Source organism: Janthinobacterium sp. BCJ23, assembly GCF_059617945.1.
On the sequence record NZ_JCAQAW010000008.1, the window covers coordinates 76517 to 95233 of the forward strand.

An 18717-nucleotide genomic window follows, 5' to 3' on the forward strand; every position below is an offset into this window, starting at 1 on the left:
TTTTGCATTCTCGTTCGGGATATAGGGTGAGAGCCACCCTTATCCATTGAACTTATGCACGCTTTTTCCCGTTTTTCCCATGAGTAGCCACAGCCGCCATGCCGGCCCGATCAGCCGGATACTGCAGCCCATCCGCAGGCACCTGATCGCCGCCGCTGTGCTGGCCGGCACGGGTTCCATGCTGACCCTGGTGCCGCTGGCCGGCATCGCGCACATCGCCAGCATCGCCCTGGCCCCTGCGGCCACGCAGTTTGGCATCTGGCCTACCATTCTCGCCAGCGTCGCCTGCCTGTTTGCCGGCATGGCCCTGATCACGCTGGGCGAGCTGGCCGCGCACTTGGCCGACAACCGCCTCACCCATCAATTGCGCCTGCAAGCCATGCAGCACCTGGGACAGGTGCCGCTGGGCTGGTTCACCAGCCGTGCCTCGGGCGAGGTCAAGCAGGCGATGCAGGACGATATCAATACCCTGCACAGCCTCACCGCGCACTTTTATACGACGACGGGACGCGCCGTGGGCGCCATCGCCATCTCCGTCATTTACTTGTTCGCCATGGACTGGCGCCTGGCCCTCGTCGCCATCCTGCCATTTCCCGGCTTCTTCCTGTTCTTCGGCCGCGCCATGAAAGCCAGTGGCGGCAATATGGAGCAATTTGTCGCCGGCATGGGGCGCATTAACAATGCCGTGGTGGAATTCGTCAACGGCATCCCCGTGGTCAAGGCCTTTGGCGCCACGGGACGTGCGCACGGCAGCTACCGCGCCGCCGTCGATGCGTTTGCCGAGGCGTTTGCCGCGTTTACGCGCCCCCTGGTTGGCTCCATGGCGAATGCCAATGCGCTGATCGCGCCCGTCGCCGTGCTGGGCGTGGTGGTGCTCGCCGGCACCGTCTTCGTGGCGCTGGAGGCGATGGCGCCCATCGATATCCTGCCGTTCGCCCTCGTGGCGCCCGGCATTTCCGCACCGATGCTGTTGCTGCACTACCTCACGCATGACCTCAACAATGCCACGGGCGCGGCCCAGCGCGTGCAAGCCTTGCTCGACACGCCCGTGCTGGCGCAGCCGGCGCCAGGCCAGCAGCAGTTGCCAATTGGTACCGAGATTCGCATGGAAGGCGTGGGCTATGCCTACGATGGGCACAACAAGGTGCTGTCGGACATCACGCTAACTTTGCAACCCGGCACGGTGACGGCCATCGTCGGCGCTTCCGGCTCCGGCAAGTCGACCCTGGCGCGGCTGCTGCTGCGCTTTTTCGACCCGACAGAAGGGCGCATCACCTTGGGCGGCGCCGACCTGCGGCACATCGCCACGCCCGAGCTGTACCGGCGCATCGGTTTCGTGCTACAGGAAGTGCGGCTGATCCACGCCAGCGTGCGCGAGAACATTGCGCTGGGCCGGCCATCGGCCAGCACGCACGAGATCGAAGAGGCGGCGCGCCTGGCGAACATCCACGAGCGCATCCTGGCCTTGCCGCGCGGCTACGATTCCGTCATCGGCGAGGATGCGCAGCTGTCCGGCGGCGAGTTGCAGCGCGTCAGCATCGCCCGCGCCGTGCTGCTCGATCCATCCGTGCTGGTACTCGATGAAGCGACGGCCGCGGCCGACGCGGAAAACGAAGTGGCGATCCAGGATGCCCTGTCGCGCTTTGCCCAAGGCCGCACCCTGCTGGTGATCGCGCACCGGCTCGACACGGTCATGCATGCCGACAATATCGTCGTTGTCGAGAACGGCGTCATCGCCGAGCAGGGCAGCCATGCCGGCTTGCTCGCCCACCAGGGCCGCTATGCGCAACTATGGGTGCTGGGCGGCTATCAGGATTCCCGGGAAGATGCGGTGCTCCCATGTTGAAAACGTTTATTCAACTGCTGGGCGACGATGCGCCCGTGTTCCGCCGCTATTGCGCCATGGCGCTTGCGTATGGCGTGCTGAGCGGGCTGACGATCACGGCGCTGGTATTGGCCCTGGGCCGGCTGCTGGCCGGCGATGCGGGCGGCGCGGCCCTATGGCTGCTCGTGCTGCTGGCCGGGCTGGTCGCTTGCTGGGCCTGGCGGCGCCAGGTGGAGAAAGCGGGCGTGCGCGTGGGCGTGACGGTCTTGCAAGGGGCGCGCCAGCGCTTGGGCGACCACGTGGCGCGCCTGCCCGTCGGCTGGTTTACGCCGGAGAATACGGCGAAGCTGGGCCACGTCATCACGCAAGGCATGATGAACGTCGCGCAGCTGCCGGCCCACGTGCTCACGCCCGTGATTTGCGGCGCCGTCACGCCCGTGGTCTTGCTGGCCGCGCTGTTTGCACTGCATTGGCAGCTGGGCGTGATCGCGCTGCTGGCGCTGCCCCTGCTGGCCGGCGCCTTGCGGCTCACGGCGCACCTGGGCCAGCGCGCCGACGATGCCTACCACCATCATTTTGCCCAGACCAGCCAACGCCTTGTGGAGTTTGCACAAGCGCAGTCGGTGCTGCGCGCATTCGGTGGCGCAGCTGACGGCGGCACGCGTTTCCTGCAACAAGCCATCGACACACAGCGCCACGCGGGCACGCGACTCATATACCTGTCGGCGCTGTCGTCGGTGCTGAACGTCTGGACCGTGCAAGCCATCTTCGCCGTCTTGCTGGCCGTTGCCGCGAGCCTGCTCGGTACGGCAGCGGCTGCGGCAGATGTCATCGCCGTCAGCGTGGCATTGCTGCTGGTGGTGCGCTTTGTCGACCCGCTGCAGGAAGTGGCCAGCTATGGCGAAGTGCTGCGCGGTGCGCGCGGCCCGCTGGACGCTGCACGCGATATTTTCGCCGTACAGCCCTTGTCGGAAGCACACAAGCCGCAAGCGCCGCGCGATGCTTCGGTCGAATTGCGTGGCGTGCACTTCCGCTATGCGCCGGACCAGCCCGACGTCTTGACGGACATCAACCTGCAGATTGCGCCGGGCAGCATGACGGCACTGATCGGCGCTTCCGGCTCCGGCAAGACGACCCTGGTGCGCCTGATCGCACGCTTCTTTGACGCCAGTGCAGGCACGGTGCTGGTGGGTGGTGTCGATGTGCGCGACATGTCCAGCGAGCAATTGGCCGGCCAGATCAGCCAGATATTCCAGGACAGTTATCTGTTCCAGGGCAGCATCGCCGACAACATTCGCATCGGCAAGCCGGACGCCAGCGATGCCGAGGTGCTGGAAGCGGCGCGCCAGGCGGGCGTGGCGGAGATCATCGCCCGCCTGCCGCAGGGACTTGCGACACCGGTGGGCGAGGGCGGCGCGCGCCTGTCCGGCGGCGAACGCCAGCGCATCGCCATCGCGCGCGCGCTGGTCAAGGATGCACCGATTCTGCTGGTCGACGAGGCGACGGCCGCGCTCGACGCGGAAAACCAGGCCGCCATCGCGGAAGCGCTGGCGCGGCTGCGCGGCAAGCGCACGGTGATCGTCATCGCGCACCAGCTGTCGACGGTGGCCATGGCCGACCAGATTGTCGTGCTCGATGGCGGCACCCTGGGCGAGCAGGGCGGCCTGTATGCGCACTTCCTGGCCCAGCGTCAGGCGGCCAAGGGCTGGCGCATCGCCGCGCCCGCGCGTCCGGCTGGAACGGAGTCCGGCATTTGACACACGCGCGTCTGCTTTTCCTTTTCGTGCTGCTGTGCTGCGCCTCCTTGCTGGTCGGCGCCAGGCAGATGGAGTGGGCACAACTGTTGTCATCGTCCGGCGCGCTGTCTGCCGATGCTTGGCTGACCCTGACGGCCAGCCGTCTGCCCCGTTTGGCGGCGCTGGTGCTGACGGGCGTGGGCCTGTCCGTGTGCGGCGTCATCCTGCAGCACATCGTGCGCAACAAATTCGTCGAGCCGGCCACGTCGGGCGGCCTCGATGCGGCCAAGCTGGGCATCCTCGTTGCGCTGACCGTGGCACCGGCAGCGGGCACGGCCGGCAAGATGGCGTTCGCGCTGGCCTTCTGCCTTGCCGCCAGCGTACTGTACGTGGCCCTGATCCGCCGCATCCGCTTCAAGAACACGATACTCGTCCCCGTCATCGGCCTCGTGTATGGCGGCGTGCTCAGCGCCGTGGCCGAGTTTTATGCCTACCGCAACAACATCCTGCAAAGCATGCAGGGCTGGCTGCTCGGCGATTTTTCGCGCATCGTGCAGGGCAACTATGAAATCATTTATCTGATCCTGCCCATCGTTGCCCTCACGTATGTGTACGCGCAGCGTTTTACCGTGCTGGGCATGGGCGAGGGCATGGCGACCAGCCTGGGCCTGAATTATGCGGGCACGGTGGCGCTGGGCCTGATGCTGGTGGCCGTCACGGTGGCGGCCACGGTGATCACGGTGGGGGCCATACCGTTTGTCGGGCTGGCCATCCCCAACTTGGTAGCCTTGCGTTATGGCGACAAGCTGGAGCGCACCCTGCCCATCGTCGCGCTGTGCGGTGCCTCGCTGCTGCTGGCCTGCGACATCGCCGGGCGATTGCTGATCTACCCATTCGAGGTGCCGATCGGCCTGACGGCCGGTGGCGTGGGCGGCCTGCTGTTCCTCATCCTGATCATCCGGGGGCAGCGATGAGGCGCAGTTTGAACCAGCGGACGCTGTGGCTGGCCGTGTTTGCTTTAGCCGTGGTTTTCCTCCTCCTCGGCGCCAATCTCGACTTCGATTACATCATCCCCAAGCGCCTGTCGCGGCTGGCCGCCATCATCATCGGCGGCGTTTGCGTGGCCGTGTCGTCGATTGTTTTCCAGACCATTGCCGGCAACCGGATATTGACGCCGGCCGTCATGGGGTATGAAGCCGTGTACCTGCTGCTGCAATCGCTGCTGATCCTCGCGATGGGCATGCAAAGCGTGGTGCTGCTGGGACAGAACGGCAATTTTGTCGTGTCGATTGCGCTGATGCTCGCGTATTCCTGGGCCATCCACTATTGGCTGTTTCGTGATGGCAAGAACAACGTGTATTTTCTGTTGCTGCTGGGTTTTGTGCTGACGATGGTGATCGGCACGTTGACCCAGTTCATCCAGCTGCGCATCAGCCCCGGTGAATTTGCCATCTTGCAAGGCTTCAGCCAGGCATCGTTCAATAAGGCGCAGCCTGCACAATTGCTGTACTCGGCCATGCTGGTGGGCGCCACCTGCGTGGCTGTCGTGAAAACTTTGCCGGCGCTCGACGTGCTGGCGCTGGGGCGCGAACAGGCGATCTCGCTCGGCATCGATTACCGGCGCATGGTGCGGCTGCAGCTGGCGCTGATCGCCGTGCTGGTGGCCGTGTCGACCAGCCTGCTGGGCCCCACGGCCTTCATGGGCATCTTTGTGGCGAACACAACGTATGCCCTGGCCCGCACGGGGCGTCACCGCGCCACCTTGCCGCTGGGCTGCGCCATCGCCATCGTCATCTTCCTGGCTGCCCAGCTGCTGGTCGAGCACGTTTTCAACTACCGGACCACGGTTGGCATACTCGTCAACCTCGTATGTGGCGCGTATTTCCTCGCGCTCATGGTCCGCACCCGGGGTACCGCATGATCCACGTCAACCATATTGAAAAAAGCTACGGCGCCAGGCGTGTGCTGGGCAACGTCAGCGTGCAGTTTCCCAAGGGGAAAGTGACGTCCTTGATCGGCCCGAATGGCGCCGGCAAGACCACCTTGCTGATGCTCATCGCGCGCTTGCAGCAAGCGAATGGCGGCGAGATTGCGATAGACGGGCGCAGCATCGCGGCGATCAAGATCCAGGACTATGCGAGACTGGTGGCCACCCTGCGCCAGTCTCCCGATTTTCATTTGCGCCTGACGGTGGAAGAGCTGGTCGCCTTTGGCCGCTTTCCCTACAGCCGGGGTAGCTTGACGCGGCAGGACCGGCAAGCCATCGACGAGGCCATCGCCTTTTTGTCGCTGGACAATCTGCGCCTTGCCTACGTCGATGAGCTGAGCGGCGGCCAACGCCAGATGGCCTTCCTGGCCATGACGATCGCCCAGCAGACCGATATTTTGCTGCTCGACGAGCCGCTCAACAACCTCGACATGCAACACGCAGTGCGGATCATGCGCGCGTTGCGCCGCCTGTGCGACGAGCAGGGCCGCACGGTGATCCTGGTGATCCACGACATCAATTTCGCCGCCAATTATTCGGACCACATCGTCGCCATGCAGGGTGGCGCCGTGCGCTTTTCCGGCCCTGTCGACGAGGTCGTCACCGAGGCACGCTTGCGATTGTTGTACGGCATCGATTTTCACATCATGCGCAATGAGCGCGGCTGCGTCTGCAATTACTTTACCCCCACAGGAGCTTGAGATGATCTGGAACAAATCCCGCTGCGCGCTGGCCGTGCTGCTCGCCGCCATGGCCGCCCTGCAAGGCTGCACCGACAAGGTGGCTACGGCGCCGCCGGCGCCTGCCGCTTCCGCGTCGGAGCAGGCATTTACTCCCGTCACCATCGTGCACAAGCTGGGCACGACGGTGATCCAACATCGCCCGCAGAGGGTGGCTGTGCTCGACATGAACGAAGTCGATTTCCTCGACCAGCTGGGCGTGCCCGTCACTGGCATGGTGAAGGATTACGTGCCGCATTTCCTCACGCGCTACAAGGACGACGCGAACATCCGCGACCTGGGCGCCATCGTGCAGCCCAATCTCGAGCATATCCACGCGCTCCAGCCCGATCTGGTGCTGATGACGTCGATTCAGGCCAACCATTACAAGGAACTGAGCCAGATCGCGCCCACCTTGCATTTCGACGTGGACTACCAGAACAGCGAGAGCAAGCATATCGAGGTGGTCAAGCAGCATTTGCTGACGCTGGGGCGTATCTTTGGCAAGGAAGACGTCGCCAACCGGAAAGCGCAGGAGCTTGACGCCAAGGTGGCGGACGCGCGCAAGGTGACCCTGGACCGTCCCGAGAAAGCGCTGATCGTGCTGCACAACAATGGCGCCTTCAGCTCATTCGGCGTGCAGTCGCGCTACGGTTTTGTCTTTGATGCGCTGGGCGTGAAACCCGCCAGTTCGGCCATCGAAGCGGGCTTGCATGGCCAGCCCATTTCCAGCGAATTCATCCAGCAAGCCAACCCCGACATCATCTATGTTGTCGACCGTACGGCCGTTATGGAACACCGTCCCGTCATGACGGCCGAACAGATGGCCAATCCGCTGCTGCGCCAGACCAAGGCCTGGAAGAACGGCCGCGTCGTCTTCGTCGATGCGGACGCCTGGTACATCACGGCGGCCAGCGTGACGTCGCTGAAACGGGTGATCGACGACGTGCTCAGCGGTTATTAATGATATTTTCGTAATGATTCGTATTTAGATTGAGGGTTTTGCCTTTTCGTTCGGGAGATAGGGTGAGAAGAAGCAATCATCCCATCTGAAAGGATTTACTGTATGACACACCGCATGGCAACGCGCCACCTTCCCGCCTTGAACCTGAGCCGCATCGCCACCGCCGTGCAACTGGCGCTCATCACGGGCTTGACCGTGGGGGCGCTGGGCGTGGCGGCCCCGGCAGCCTACGCGCAAGCGGGGACGGGCCCAGCCCGGCAAGCGTTCAGCGTGCCGGCCGGTGCGCTGGGCTCGGCGCTCAATATTTTCGCCGCCGAGGCGGGCGTGGAATTGACGGTCGAGGCTAGCCTGCTGCAAGGCAAGAACAGCGCCGGCCTGTCCGGCAGCTACAGCGTGCCCGAGGGTTTTTACGAATTGCTGCGCGGCCACGGCTTGCAAGCCGTGCGCGAGGGCAATGGCAGCTATACGGTACGCCGTGAAGCGGCGCACAGCGCCGCCGCCGAGGCCGCCGCCACCATGCCGGCCGTGACGGTATGGGGCAAGGGCAACACAGTGACGGATGCCTATGCCGGTGGGCAAGTGGCGTCCGGCGGCCGCGTGGGATTCCTGGGCGACAAGGATTTCATGGAAACCCCGTTCAACGCCATCAGCTATACGGATAAATTCATCGAAGACCGGCAGGCGCGCGACATCACCGATGTGATTTCCGCCACCGACCCCACCGTCTTCAGCAGCGGCATGACGGGCATCATCGGCGAGAATTATTCGATACGGGGCTTCAGCTCGAATATCGGCGACGTCGCGTTTGGCGGCCTATACGGCATCTCGCCCTACTACCGCACCTCGCCTGAAATGTTCGAGCGCATCGAGGTGCTGAAGGGACCGTCAGCATTGCTCAATGGCATGCCACCGGGCGGCTCGGTAGGCGGTAGCATCAATCTCGTGCCCAAGCGCGCGGGCGATACGCCGCTGGCGCGCGTGACGGCATCGTACATGTCGGACGCGCAATGGGGCGGCCATGTGGACCTGGGGCAGCGGTTCGGCGAGCATAAACAGTTCGGCATCCGTGTCAACGGCGTCTACCGCGATGGCGAGGGCGCCATCGACCATCAGAAAAAGAAGACCAAGCTCGTCTCCGTGGGCCTGGACTGGCGTGGCAACGGTGCGCGCCTGTCCGCCGACCTGTACCACAGCGAGGACCGCGCCGATGGCTTGAACCGGGGCGTCAACCTGGCCCCCGGCTTGCCCGTGCCGCGTCCGCCGAAAGCGGAAACCTTGTTGAATCCCAGCTGGGCGTTCTACGATACCAAGGACAAGGGCGCCATGCTGCGCGGCGAGCTGGACCTGAACGGGCAAGTGATGGCGTATGCCGCCGTGGGCGCCAGCCGGGCCGACTACCAGTCGACGGGCGCGTACCTGATCCAGGTGTTCAACACGGCTGGCGACTACCGCACCAATCTTGCCGACCTGGGTTTTGATGTGGAAAAGCAGTCGGCGGAAGCGGGCTTGCGGGGCAAGCTGCGCACGGGCGATATCGGCCATCAATGGGCCGTCAACGCCACGTATTACCACCACACGGACAAGCAGTACGGGCGCAGAAATACCCTGGCAAAAGACTGGATCACGAACATCTATAACCCCGTCTGGGGTCCGGCGACGCGCTTCGAGGCGCCGCAAATTTCCAAGGCGGAACTCCGCCTGGCCAGTATCGGCCTGGTCGACACGCTTTCTTTTGCGCAAGACACCGTGCAGCTGACGGTGGGCTTGCGCCGCCAGGAAGTGCTCAGCGATAACTTCAACATCAAGACGGGCGCGCGCACCTCGCGCTATGACGAAGGCGCCACCACGCCGGCCGTCGCCCTGCTGGTCAAGGCGAGCAAGACGATTTCCCTGTATGGCAATTACATCGAAGGCTTGAGCCAGGGCGCCACGGCGCCGTTGACGGCGGCCAACTCGGGCGAGGTCTTTGCGCCATACAAGTCGAAGCAGGCGGAGCTTGGCCTCAAGGTCGACCTGGGCGAGTTCGCGCATACGGTCAGCATGTATGAAATCAAGCGGCCCAGCAGCTATGTCGATCCCGTCAGCAATATCTTTTCCTTTGGCGGTGAGCAGCGCAACCGCGGCATCGACTGGGGCTTCTTCGGTTCGCCCCTGCGCGACGTGCGCCTGATGGGCGGCGTGGCGTATGTCGACCCGGTCTTGAGCAAGACGCCGGGCGGCGCCAACCAGGGCAAGCAGGCAGCGGGCGTGCCCAAACTGCAAGCCAAGCTCGGAGTCGAATGGGATACACCGGCCATCCCCGGCGTGACCCTGACGGCGAATGCGACGGCGGCATCGAAGCAATACATCAATGCCGACAATTCGATGTCCGTGCCGGGCCGTACCGTGTTTGATCTGGGCGCTCGCTATGCGACGAAGGCGGCGGGCCGGCCGTTGACCGTACGCGCCAGTGTGACGAACGTCGGCAACAAGGCATACTGGGCGCTGCCGCAATGGACCAGCCTGGGCCTGGGCGCGCCGCGCACGGTCATGCTGTCGGCCACGACGGAGTTTTAAGCCATCCCGCCGCTAGTCGTCCGTGCCCCGCGCCAGGCTGTCCGAGCGCCGCCACGTCCACATCAGCCCGATGCCGGCCGAGGTGCCGCTGTTCTGGCGCAGCAGGGGGCTGGCGCGGTTGGCGGCACCTGAGTAGTTGTCGTAGCGTAAAAAAGCAAAGGCGCGCCAGTCCCGGTGCAGCCGGTACGAACCGCCCAGGCCCAGCCGCGTAAGCATCAGCCCGCTTTTTGCCGCATACGCTGGCCGCTGAGCGGTGGCAAACGCGGGGCTGACGCCATAAAAATAATCATTGATGGCGGCATTGCCCAGCACGGCGCCCAGGCTGGCGTCCACATGCCATGCCTGCTGCCCGCCTTGCAGTCCATACACGAAACGCGGCTCGAACGTGGCGCCCTGGCGGCGCAGGCCGCCGCGCGCTTCGATGACGGCGCGCAAGGGCAGTTCCAGGCCCAGGCGGCTGTGCTGCGTCGGCTCGGCCAGCTTGATTTTCAGAAGCGGGCCAAATTCCACCAGGGTGCCCAGGTCGGGCATGCCGCGCCGGGCCGGCACGTCGCTGGAGCGGGCAGGCAAGGACAGGGCAAAACCGATATCGAAGTCGAGGCGGTCCGTATCGAGCAGGCGCGCGCCCACGCCCGAGCGGTCGGCGCGCAACACTTTCCCGCGATAAATCAGATAGGGCAGGGCCAGGCTGCGCGTCGAGCGTTCGCTGGCGCCCGGATAGGCGGGCGTGACGGCCGAGCCGCCAAATACGCCCGCTTCCCATAAGGGCAGCGGTGCTTCGGCGGCTTGCGCCGGCGCCATGGCGGCGAAGAAGGCGCAGGCGGCCAGCAAGGTGCGGGCGGTGTTCATCGAAGAACGCCGCAAGATTTGCCGGCCTGTAGCGATTCCAGCGCCTTGTCGCTGAGGGCGCTCGACTGACCGCTTTTCTTTGCCAGCGCGATGGCGCGGCTGAAATGAAAGGCGGCCGCGTCGTCGCGGCAGGCGGCGCTGGCGGCGCGCCCGGCTTCGTGGTGCAGCCGCGCCTGCCAAGCGAAATCGCCATGGCCCAGTTCGGCATTGCCGGCGGCGTCCGCGTAGTTGCGCATGGCTTGCGCCCAGTCGCCCTGGCTGGCCGCTTCCCGCGCGAACTGCTCCTGCTGCGCCGCCGTGCGCAGTTCGATTTGCGTGGCGCAGGCGCCCAGGGCCATCAGGACGAACGGCAGGACGAGGCAAGTGCGGAAGGACAGGAGTGTGGACATGGCGCCACTGTAGCGCATGGGAAGGCGCGCACGTTTGCGCTGAACGCGTGAATCTGGGCTTTTTTGTAGCACTGATGACATATAATTTGCACACGACTTTGTTATCTTTGACACATCACCGAACAGGAGCACCATGTTTTCACGTAAATTTCATTCTTGTGCACAGCTGATGCTGGCTACCTTGCTGATGGGCTTTGTCGCGGCCTCGCCGGCGCGTGCGCAGCAGGTGGCCGTCAAATTGCCGAACGTGGTGATCTTGGCAACGGGCGGCACCATCGCCGGCAGCGGCGCCGACAGCACCACCACCGTCGGCTACACCTCGGCCACCGTGGGCGTCGAACGGCTGATCGCGGCCGTGCCGGAACTGAAGAAAGTGGCAAACGTAAAAGGCGAGCAAGTATTCCAGATCGCCAGTGAAAGCATGGGCAACAGCCACTGGCTGACCCTGGCCAAGCGCATCAACGTGCTGCTGGCCTCGAACGACGTCGATGGCGTGGTCGTCACGCACGGCACCGACACCATCGAGGAAACCGCGTATTTCCTGAACCTGACCGTGAAAAGCCACAAGCCGGTCGTGGTCGTGGGCGCCATGCGTCCATCGACGGCCATCTCGGCTGACGGCCCCATCAACCTGTACAACGCTGTGTTGCTGGCCGGTAGCAAGGAATCCGTCGGCAAGGGCGTGCTGGTGGCCTTGAACGACCAGATCAACGCCGCGCGCGAAGTGAGCAAAACCAACACCTCGACGACCGATACCTTCAAGTCGCCGGAACTGGGCATGCTTGGCTACATCCAGGGCAGCAAGCCTTTCTTCTACCGCCAGTCGACGCGCAAGCACACCTTGGAATCGGAATTTGACATCAGCAAGCTCGATGCCTTGCCGCAAGTGGACATCGTCTACGGCTACGCCAACATGAACCGTGTCGGCATGGACGCCTTCATCGCCGCTGGCGCCAAGGGCATCATCCACGCTGGCGTGGGCGATGGCAGCGTGGCCGCGCAAATGAAGCCGGCTCTGGTGGAAGCGCGCCAGAAGGGCGTGCTGATCGTGCGTTCGAGCAGAGTCGGCCAAGGCATCGTGGCGCGCAATGGCGAAGCGAACGACGATGAACTCGACAGTGTCGTCTCCGACACCCTGAACCCGCAAAAAGCCCGCATCCTGCTGATGCTGGCCCTGACCAAAACGAATAGCACGCAAGAAATTCAGCGTATTTTCTACACGTATTAATCACTGCTACGCCACACTCAGCCTTATTGGCTCAGTGTGGCTGATTTACGCTTGCCCGCTTTGCTGCCATACTTCGCTTCTGAATAATTTCCTGACAGAAGCTGCAACACTGTCTCCGGTTCATGGCCATCCTGTCCGACATCATTCTGTATCCCATCAAATCGTGCGCCGGCATCCATTTGCGCGAGGCGGTCCTGACGCGTTCAGGGCTGATGAGCGAGCACGTGTTCGACCGCGAATGGATGGTGGTCGATGAGCAGGGCCGCTTCCTGACCCAGCGCGAACATCCGCGCATGGCGCTGATCGTGCCGTCCATCAAGGCCACCACCCTGGAATTGCGCGCGCCGGGCATGCTGCGCCTGGAAATCGAGCTGGGATTGCCGCATCCGCAACACTCGCCCATGCTCGACGTGCAAGTGTGGGACGATTGCGTGCGCGCCTACGATTGCGACGACGTCACGGCCACCTGGTTTTCCAACGCCATCGGCGTGCCGTGCCGCCTGGCGCGCTTTCATCCGGACGTGGTGCGCGCCACAAGCACCAAATGGACCGATGGCGTCGCCGCCGAGACCATGTTTGCCGATGGCTACCCGGTGCTGATCGCCGGCGCCGCTTCGCTGGCCGACGTGAATGACAAGCTGCGCGCGGCTGGCCGTGACGCGCTGCCGATGAACCGCTTCCGCCCCAACCTCGTCATCGGCGATATCGGCGCCTTCGAGGAAGACTACGCCGACTTCCTGCAATTCGGCGCGACGGTGCTAAAACCCGTCAAGCCGTGTTCGCGCTGCCCGATTCCGTCGGTGGACCAGGCCACGGGCGTGCCCGGACCGGACCCGCTCGACGTCATGCATGGCTATCGCGCCAAGCCCGAGCTCGACGGCGCCATCTGCTTCGGCATGAACGCCATCGTCACCGAAGGCGGCGATGAGCGTATCGTGGTGGGGCAGGACATCGGTTTCGAACTGGCATTTTAAGCATGGCGCCCGCACACAAGGGTTTAAGGTTTCTATGAATCAAGCAATACCGCCGGACCCGCGCATTGCCAGCCTCGAAGCCGAAAACCAGGCCTTGCGCGCACGCATGGCTTTCCTGCTGGAACAGGCCGAGCGCAACCATGACATCATGTGCCGCCACCAGGCGTTCGACCTGGAAATCGTCAGCGCGTCCACGTTTCCTGAATTGATCGGCACCATCTTCCGCACCTTGCCCGTGATTTCCGACCTCGACGGTGTGACTTTGAGCCTGCTCGACGAGGATGACGATATCGTGCTGGTGATGGAAAAGCTCGGTGTCGATTTCAGCGCCTTCCCGCAGTTGCTGTTCGTGCATGCCGTGGCCGAGCTGGGTTTTGCCGCACCAAAGCCCGTGGCCGAGGGCGAAGCGGCCTTGCCGCCGATGCCGCTGCTCGGTGCCTTCGACTCTGCCGTGCATGGCCGCCGTTTTCCGCAGATCGAATCGCTGCGCAGCGTGGCGCTGGTGCCTTTGCTGCGCAACAAGCGCCTGATTGGCAGCCTGAACCTGGCCAGCAGCGACGTGACGCGCTTTACGCCCGCGCTGGGCACGGATTTCGTCAAGCATATGGCGTCCATCATCGCCATTTGCCTGGAAAACGTGATCAGCAATGAAATGCTCAAATACATCGGCTTGACCGATTCCCTGACGGGCGTCTACAACCGGCGCTATATCGACCGCCGCCTGCTGGAAGAAATCGCCCGCGCGCGGCGCCAGAATTATTGTATTTCATGCATGTATATCGACATCGACCATTTCAAGCTGGTCAATGACACGCATGGCCACCAAGGCGGCGATGAAGTGCTGCGCGAAGTGGCCACGCGCATCCGCACGGAATTGCGCCGCTCCGATGCACTGGGCCGCTTCGGCGGCGAGGAATTCGTCGTGCTGCTGATCGACGCCGATCTCGACAGTGCGACCTTCGTTGCCGAACGCATCCGCGCCAGCATCGCCGGCACCATGTTCGACTTGCCGGGCAGCGCGCAGGCGTGGGTCAGCGTGTCGATCGGCGTGGCCAGCCTGGAAGCGGACGCGGCGCTGCTGCCGATCGAAACGGTGGCGCAGCAACTGGTGGCGCACGCGGACCAGGCCCTGTACCAGGCCAAGTCCGATGGCCGCAACAAGGTCGTCAGCTGGAAAGCGCAGCGCGACTGATTATTTCAACAGCAAGGTCTCGGCTTTGGCCACGGCGTCGGCCGTGCCGCGCAGCACCACCACATCGCCGCTGGCCAGCTGCGTCTCGGGGGTAACTTCCAGGCGGCCGCGGCCGCGGCGGATGGCCGTCACAAACGCGCCGCAGCCTGCCACGTCGACCGCACTCAAGGGCAGTCCCACGCAATGCGCGTCTTCGCTGACGGTGACCGTATGCAGGCGTTCCAGCTCGGCATCGTCGCCCGCGTCGCTGGAACCGTGGAAATAGCCGCGCAGCGAGGCATAGCGTTCCTCGCGCGCCGCCTGCACCCGGTGCACCACGCGGCGCAAGGGCACGCCCATCATGATCAAGGCATGCGAAGCGAGCATCAGGCTGCCTTCCATCAATTCCGGCACCACTTCGGCCGCGCCCGCCTTCTTCAACTGGTCGAGGTCGGTATCGTCGTGGCTGCGCACGATGACGGGCAGGGTCGGCGCCATTTCGTTCAGCAGATGCAATAACTTCAGTGCCGAGGGCGTGTTGGCATACGTGATCACGACGGCGCTGGCCCGGTAGATGCCGGCCGCCACCAGGCTTTCGCGCCGGCCCGCATCGCCATACGAGACGTTGGCGCCGGCCAGCTGCGCTTCCTGCACCCGTTCCGGATCCAGGTCCAGCGCGTGGTATTCGATTTTTTCTTCCGCCAGCAGGATGGCCAGGCTTTGCCCGCTGCGCCCGAAGCCGGCGATCAGCACGTGTTTTTGTGACGCCATGGTGCGGGTGGCGATCCTGGTCAGCGCCAGCGACTGCATCATCCAGTCGTTGGCCGCCAGTTTCATGACGATGGCGTCCGACTTGGCGATGAGGAAAGGCGCCACCAGCATCGACAGCACCATCGAGGCCAGCACCACCTGCACGACGAACGGGTCCATCAGCTTGATGCCGCCAGCCAGGTTCAGCAGCACGAAGCCGAACTCGCCCGCCTGCGCCAGTCCCAGTCCCGTGCGCAAGGCCACGCCGTTGCTGGACCCGAACAGCCGGGCCAGACCCGCGATCAGCGCGAATTTCAGCAGCACGGGGGCGCACAGCAAGAGCAGCACCAGCCACCAGTTATCGAGCACCACGCGGATATTGAGCAGCATGCCGACCGTGATGAAGAACAAGCCCAGCAGCACGTCGCGGAAGGGCTTGATATCCTCTTCCACCTGGTGCTTGAATTCCGTCTCGGAAATAAGCATGCCGGCAACAAACGCGCCCAGGGCCAGCGACAGCCCGGCCCGTTCCGTGATCCACGCCGCGCCCAGGGTAATCAAGAGCAGGTTGAGCATGAACAATTCTTGCGAGCGGCGCTTGGCAACGATGGTCAGCCAGCCGCGCACCATCTTCTGGCCGATGAACAGCAGCAAGATCAGTACGACCAGAGCCTTGCCGCCGGCCCAGGCCAGGGTTTCGGCCAGGTTGTCCGAATCGCGCGTGAGGGCGGGGATCAGGATCAGCAGCGGCACGACGGCCAGATCCTGGAACAGTAAAATGCCGATGATCTTGCGGCCGTGTTCGCTTTCGAGCTCGAGCCGCTCCGTGAGCATTTTCGAGACGATGGCTGTCGACGACATGGCCAGCGCGCCGCCCAGGGCGAACGCGGCTTGCCAGCTCAGGTGGATGTAGGCGGACAGGTAGCGCCCGACGAACCAGCCGAAGACGACGGTGGCGATGATGGTGGTGACCACCTGCGCCATGCCAAGGCCGAAGACGATGCGCCGCATGGCGAGGAACTTGGGCAGAGAAAACTCGAGCCCGATGGAAAACATCAGGAAGACGACGCCGAACTCGGCCAGCGTATGGCTGGCCTCGTTTTCGGCCGCCAGGCCCAGCGCATGGGGGCCGATGACGATGCCAACGGCCAGGTAGCCCAGCATGGGCGGCAAATGCAACATTCTGAAAGCGACCACGCCCAGCACGGCGCTGCCGAGTAACATCAGGGTCAGTTCAAGCGAGGAAAACATGGGTTGCCCGGTACGGTCAATGGAAATCGTTGTTTGTTGTGACTGGCAAGTTTTTTGCTTTCCTAATTCGTTTATACTTTGGGCATGAGTGTAACCCATGAAAAAACAATGCTGAAAGCTTTTGATCGAATTGACATGCAAGCGACGACCGAGCGCGCTGTCGCGCTGGCCCGCACCACCTTGCAGATCGAGTCCGACGCCATCGTTGCGCTGCACGCGCGCCTGGCCACGGACGACAGCGTGGGCCGCGCCGTGGCGCTGTTGCTGCAATGCAAAGGAAGAGTCGTCGTCTCCGGCATCGGCAAGTCCGGCCATATCGCGCGCAAGATTGCCGCCACCCTCGCTTCCACCGGCACGCCGGCCCTGTTCGTGCATCCGGCCGAAGCGGCCCATGGCGACCTGGGCATGGTCACCTCGGACGATGCTTTTATTGCCATATCGTACTCGGGCGAGTCGTCCGAACTGATGGCCATCATGCCTGTCGTCAAGCGCATGGGCGGCGTACTGATTTCCATGACGGGCAAACCGAATTCCAGCCTGGCCCAGCTGGCCGACGTGCACCTGGATATTTCTGTTGAGAAAGAAGCCTGTCCGCTGAACCTGGCGCCGACAGCCAGCACCACCGTCACCCTGGCCCTGGGCGACGCGATCGCCGTGGCCTTGCTCGACTTGCGCGGCTTCAAGGAAGAAGATTTCGCCCGCTCGCACCCTGGCGGCGCCCTGGGCCGCCGCCTGCTCACGCACGTGCATGACGTCATGCGCAGCGGCGAAAGGGTGCCGAAAGTGCCGGTAGAGGCATCCCTGCTGCAGGCGCTGGAAGAAATGACGAAGAAGGGCATGGGCATGACGGCCATCGTCGATGCGGACAACCGCCCCGTGGGCGTGTTTACGGATGGCGACTTGCGCCGCATGTTCGAGCGCGTGCAGGATTTCACGCAAGTGGCGATCCGCGACGTCATGCATGCGCAGCCGCGCAGCATCGCGCCCGAACGCCTGGCCGTCGATGCCGTGGCCGTGATGGAGCAGTTCCGCATCAACCAGATGCTGGTCGTCGATGCCGACGGCAAGCTGGTGGGCGCGCTGCATATCCATGACCTGACGCAAGCGAAGGTGATCTGATGGAGAGCGTAGCGGACAACCTGGCACGCGCGGCCAAGGTCAAACTGATGATCTTTGACGTCGATGGCGTGCTCACCGACGGCAGCCTGCATTTCGGCCCCGATGGCGAGATGATGAAAACGTTTAATGTGTATGATGGCCTGGGCATCAAGCTGCTGCAGGAATCGGGCGTGCAGACGGCTATCATCAGCGCGCGCCGCTCGACCATTACGGCACGCCGCGCGCAAGACCTGGGCATTACCCATGTGCACCAGGGCGGCCACGACAAGCTGACGCCGTTTCGCGAACTGCTGGCGCTGACGGGCTTGACGGAAGAGCAATGCGGCTATATCGGCGACGATGTCATCGATGCGCCCATCCTGAAACGCGTCGGTTTTGCCGTCAGCGTGCCGGGCGGGCGTCCGGAAGCGCAGGACCTGGCGCACCATGTGACGCAGGCCGGAGGCGGCCGCGGCGCGGTGCGCGAGATCTGCGAATTCCTGCTGCGCGCCCAGGACAACTATGCGCGCGTCATGGCGCCGTTCCTGGAGTGAGGCGCACCTTGCCGCCAGTGATATTGGAAAGAGTGAAACCCTATGCGTAAGCCAGGAGGCGCCCATCGCTGGCGCACGATTTTTACCCTGCTGGGCGCGGTTGTTGTCGCGCTGGCCAGCTTTTGGCTGCTCGAAGTGATGAACAAGAACAGCCAGGACATCAAGGCCAGCAAGCATCTGGATGAGCCCGATTATTTCATCACCAATTTCAGCCTGGTGCGCATGGATTTGACGGGTAAGCCCAGCTATATCGTGTCGGGCACCAAGCTCACGCATTATCCGGCCGACGATTCGTCCGATATCGACCAGCCCTTCGTGCGCAAGCTCACGCCCGGCATGCCGCCGTTGAACATGAATGCGGAACTGGCGCATATCGACCAGGACAATACCCGGCTGCAACTGCACCGCAAGGTCGTGATCGACCGCGCGGCCAGTCCGAAGGCGCAGAACCTGACGGTCAGGACGGAAGCGCTGACGGTGTTTCCGGACGAGGAAAGAATGGAAACGGACGTGCCTGTCGATATCCTGACGGGGACTTCGCGCCTCAATGGCATCGGCATGAAAGCCAATAACGCCACCGGCGTGGTGGAAGTGCAGAATGCGCTGCGCATGGTCCTCCCGCCGAAACCGCGCCCGGCCGCGGCGGCAAAATGACAGAATGAAACA

16 protein-coding genes are annotated in these 18717 nt (G+C 63.6%); 13 read left to right on the plus strand and 3 right to left on the minus strand.

What is annotated here, in order from left to right; genetic code table 11:
• Window positions 1-79: 79 nt before the first annotated feature.
• The 7 genes from AC54AG_RS22030 to AC54AG_RS22060 all read left to right on the plus strand — a co-directional run bounded on the left by AC54AG_RS22030 (window position 80) and on the right by AC54AG_RS22060 (window position 9787).
• Complete coding sequence (locus AC54AG_RS22030; protein WP_496631573.1) at window positions 80-1846, plus strand: ABC transporter ATP-binding protein; 1767 nt, start codon at window positions 80-82, stop codon at window positions 1844-1846.
• Window positions 1840-3582: an ABC transporter ATP-binding protein gene (locus AC54AG_RS22035; RefSeq protein WP_496631574.1), complete on the plus strand. Its 1743-nt coding sequence runs from the start codon at window positions 1840-1842 to the stop codon at window positions 3580-3582. The genes AC54AG_RS22030 and AC54AG_RS22035 overlap by 7 nt, the downstream gene beginning before the upstream one ends.
• On the plus strand, window positions 3579-4535 hold the full coding sequence (locus tag AC54AG_RS22040; protein WP_139092222.1) for an ABC transporter permease: 957 nt from the start codon (window positions 3579-3581) through the stop codon (window positions 4533-4535). Before AC54AG_RS22035 ends, AC54AG_RS22040 begins: the two co-directional genes overlap by 4 nt.
• Complete coding sequence (locus AC54AG_RS22045) at window positions 4532-5482, plus strand: iron chelate uptake ABC transporter family permease subunit (protein ID WP_496631575.1); 951 nt, start codon at window positions 4532-4534, stop codon at window positions 5480-5482. The genes AC54AG_RS22040 and AC54AG_RS22045 overlap by 4 nt, the downstream gene beginning before the upstream one ends.
• Complete coding sequence (locus tag AC54AG_RS22050) at window positions 5479-6249, plus strand: iron ABC transporter ATP-binding protein (RefSeq protein WP_496631576.1); 771 nt, start codon at window positions 5479-5481, stop codon at window positions 6247-6249. Before AC54AG_RS22045 ends, AC54AG_RS22050 begins: the two co-directional genes overlap by 4 nt.
• A gap of 1 nt (window position 6250) precedes the next feature.
• Window positions 6251-7231 (plus strand): siderophore ABC transporter substrate-binding protein, encoded by a 981-nt coding sequence (locus tag AC54AG_RS22055; RefSeq protein WP_496631577.1) that lies wholly within the window; start codon window positions 6251-6253, stop codon window positions 7229-7231.
• Between the two features lie 102 nt (window positions 7232-7333).
• A complete protein-coding gene (locus AC54AG_RS22060) occupies window positions 7334-9787 on the plus strand; it encodes a TonB-dependent siderophore receptor (RefSeq protein ID WP_496631578.1) in 2454 nt (817 codons plus the stop codon).
• A 12-nt stretch (window positions 9788-9799) separates the two neighbouring features.
• Here the strand turns inward: AC54AG_RS22060 and AC54AG_RS22065 are convergent, their stop codons facing one another.
• Both AC54AG_RS22065 and AC54AG_RS22070 read right to left on the minus strand, forming a co-directional pair.
• Window positions 9800-10636 carry a MipA/OmpV family protein gene (locus AC54AG_RS22065; RefSeq protein ID WP_496631579.1) on the minus strand — a complete coding sequence of 279 codons (837 nt, stop codon included), beginning with the start codon at window positions 10634-10636 and terminating at the stop codon, window positions 9800-9802.
• The gene (locus tag AC54AG_RS22070; RefSeq protein WP_496631580.1) at window positions 10633-11025 is read right to left on the minus strand and encodes a hypothetical protein; all 393 of its coding nucleotides are present in this window, start codon (window positions 11023-11025) and stop codon (window positions 10633-10635) included. Before AC54AG_RS22070 ends, AC54AG_RS22065 begins: the two co-directional genes overlap by 4 nt.
• Before the next feature lie 133 nt (window positions 11026-11158).
• Between AC54AG_RS22070 and AC54AG_RS22075 the strand changes: the two genes are divergently transcribed.
• From AC54AG_RS22075 to AC54AG_RS22085, 3 genes are all read left to right on the plus strand, one after another.
• Window positions 11159-12253: a type II asparaginase gene (locus tag AC54AG_RS22075; RefSeq protein ID WP_496631581.1), complete on the plus strand. Its 1095-nt coding sequence runs from the start codon at window positions 11159-11161 to the stop codon at window positions 12251-12253.
• Window positions 12254-12375: 122 nt separating this feature from the next.
• Complete coding sequence (locus tag AC54AG_RS22080; protein ID WP_219330190.1) at window positions 12376-13227, plus strand: MOSC domain-containing protein; 852 nt, start codon at window positions 12376-12378, stop codon at window positions 13225-13227.
• 34 nt (window positions 13228-13261) lie between these two features.
• Window positions 13262-14419 carry a GGDEF domain-containing protein gene (locus tag AC54AG_RS22085; protein WP_496631582.1) on the plus strand — a complete coding sequence of 386 codons (1158 nt, stop codon included), beginning with the start codon at window positions 13262-13264 and terminating at the stop codon, window positions 14417-14419.
• On the opposite strand, the gene AC54AG_RS22090 is transcribed toward AC54AG_RS22085, so the two are convergent.
• Window positions 14420-16399, minus strand: coding sequence for a cation:proton antiporter domain-containing protein (locus AC54AG_RS22090; RefSeq protein ID WP_338680606.1), 1980 nt, complete (start codon window positions 16397-16399; stop codon window positions 14420-14422).
• An 84-nt stretch (window positions 16400-16483) separates the two neighbouring features.
• Between AC54AG_RS22090 and AC54AG_RS22095 the strand changes: the two genes are divergently transcribed.
• The 3 genes from AC54AG_RS22095 to lptC are packed head-to-tail and all read left to right on the plus strand — an operon-like array spanning window position 16484 to window position 18705.
• Window positions 16484-17518: a KpsF/GutQ family sugar-phosphate isomerase gene (locus AC54AG_RS22095; RefSeq protein WP_374106893.1), complete on the plus strand. Its 1035-nt coding sequence runs from the start codon at window positions 16484-16486 to the stop codon at window positions 17516-17518.
• Window positions 17518-18051: a KdsC family phosphatase gene (locus tag AC54AG_RS22100; RefSeq protein WP_496631583.1), complete on the plus strand. Its 534-nt coding sequence runs from the start codon at window positions 17518-17520 to the stop codon at window positions 18049-18051. The genes AC54AG_RS22095 and AC54AG_RS22100 overlap by 1 nt, the downstream gene beginning before the upstream one ends.
• A 42-nt stretch (window positions 18052-18093) precedes the next feature.
• Window positions 18094-18705 (plus strand): LPS export ABC transporter periplasmic protein LptC, encoded by a 612-nt coding sequence (gene lptC, locus AC54AG_RS22105; protein ID WP_034753320.1) that lies wholly within the window; start codon window positions 18094-18096, stop codon window positions 18703-18705.
• The last annotated feature ends 12 nt before the right edge of the window (window positions 18706-18717 follow it).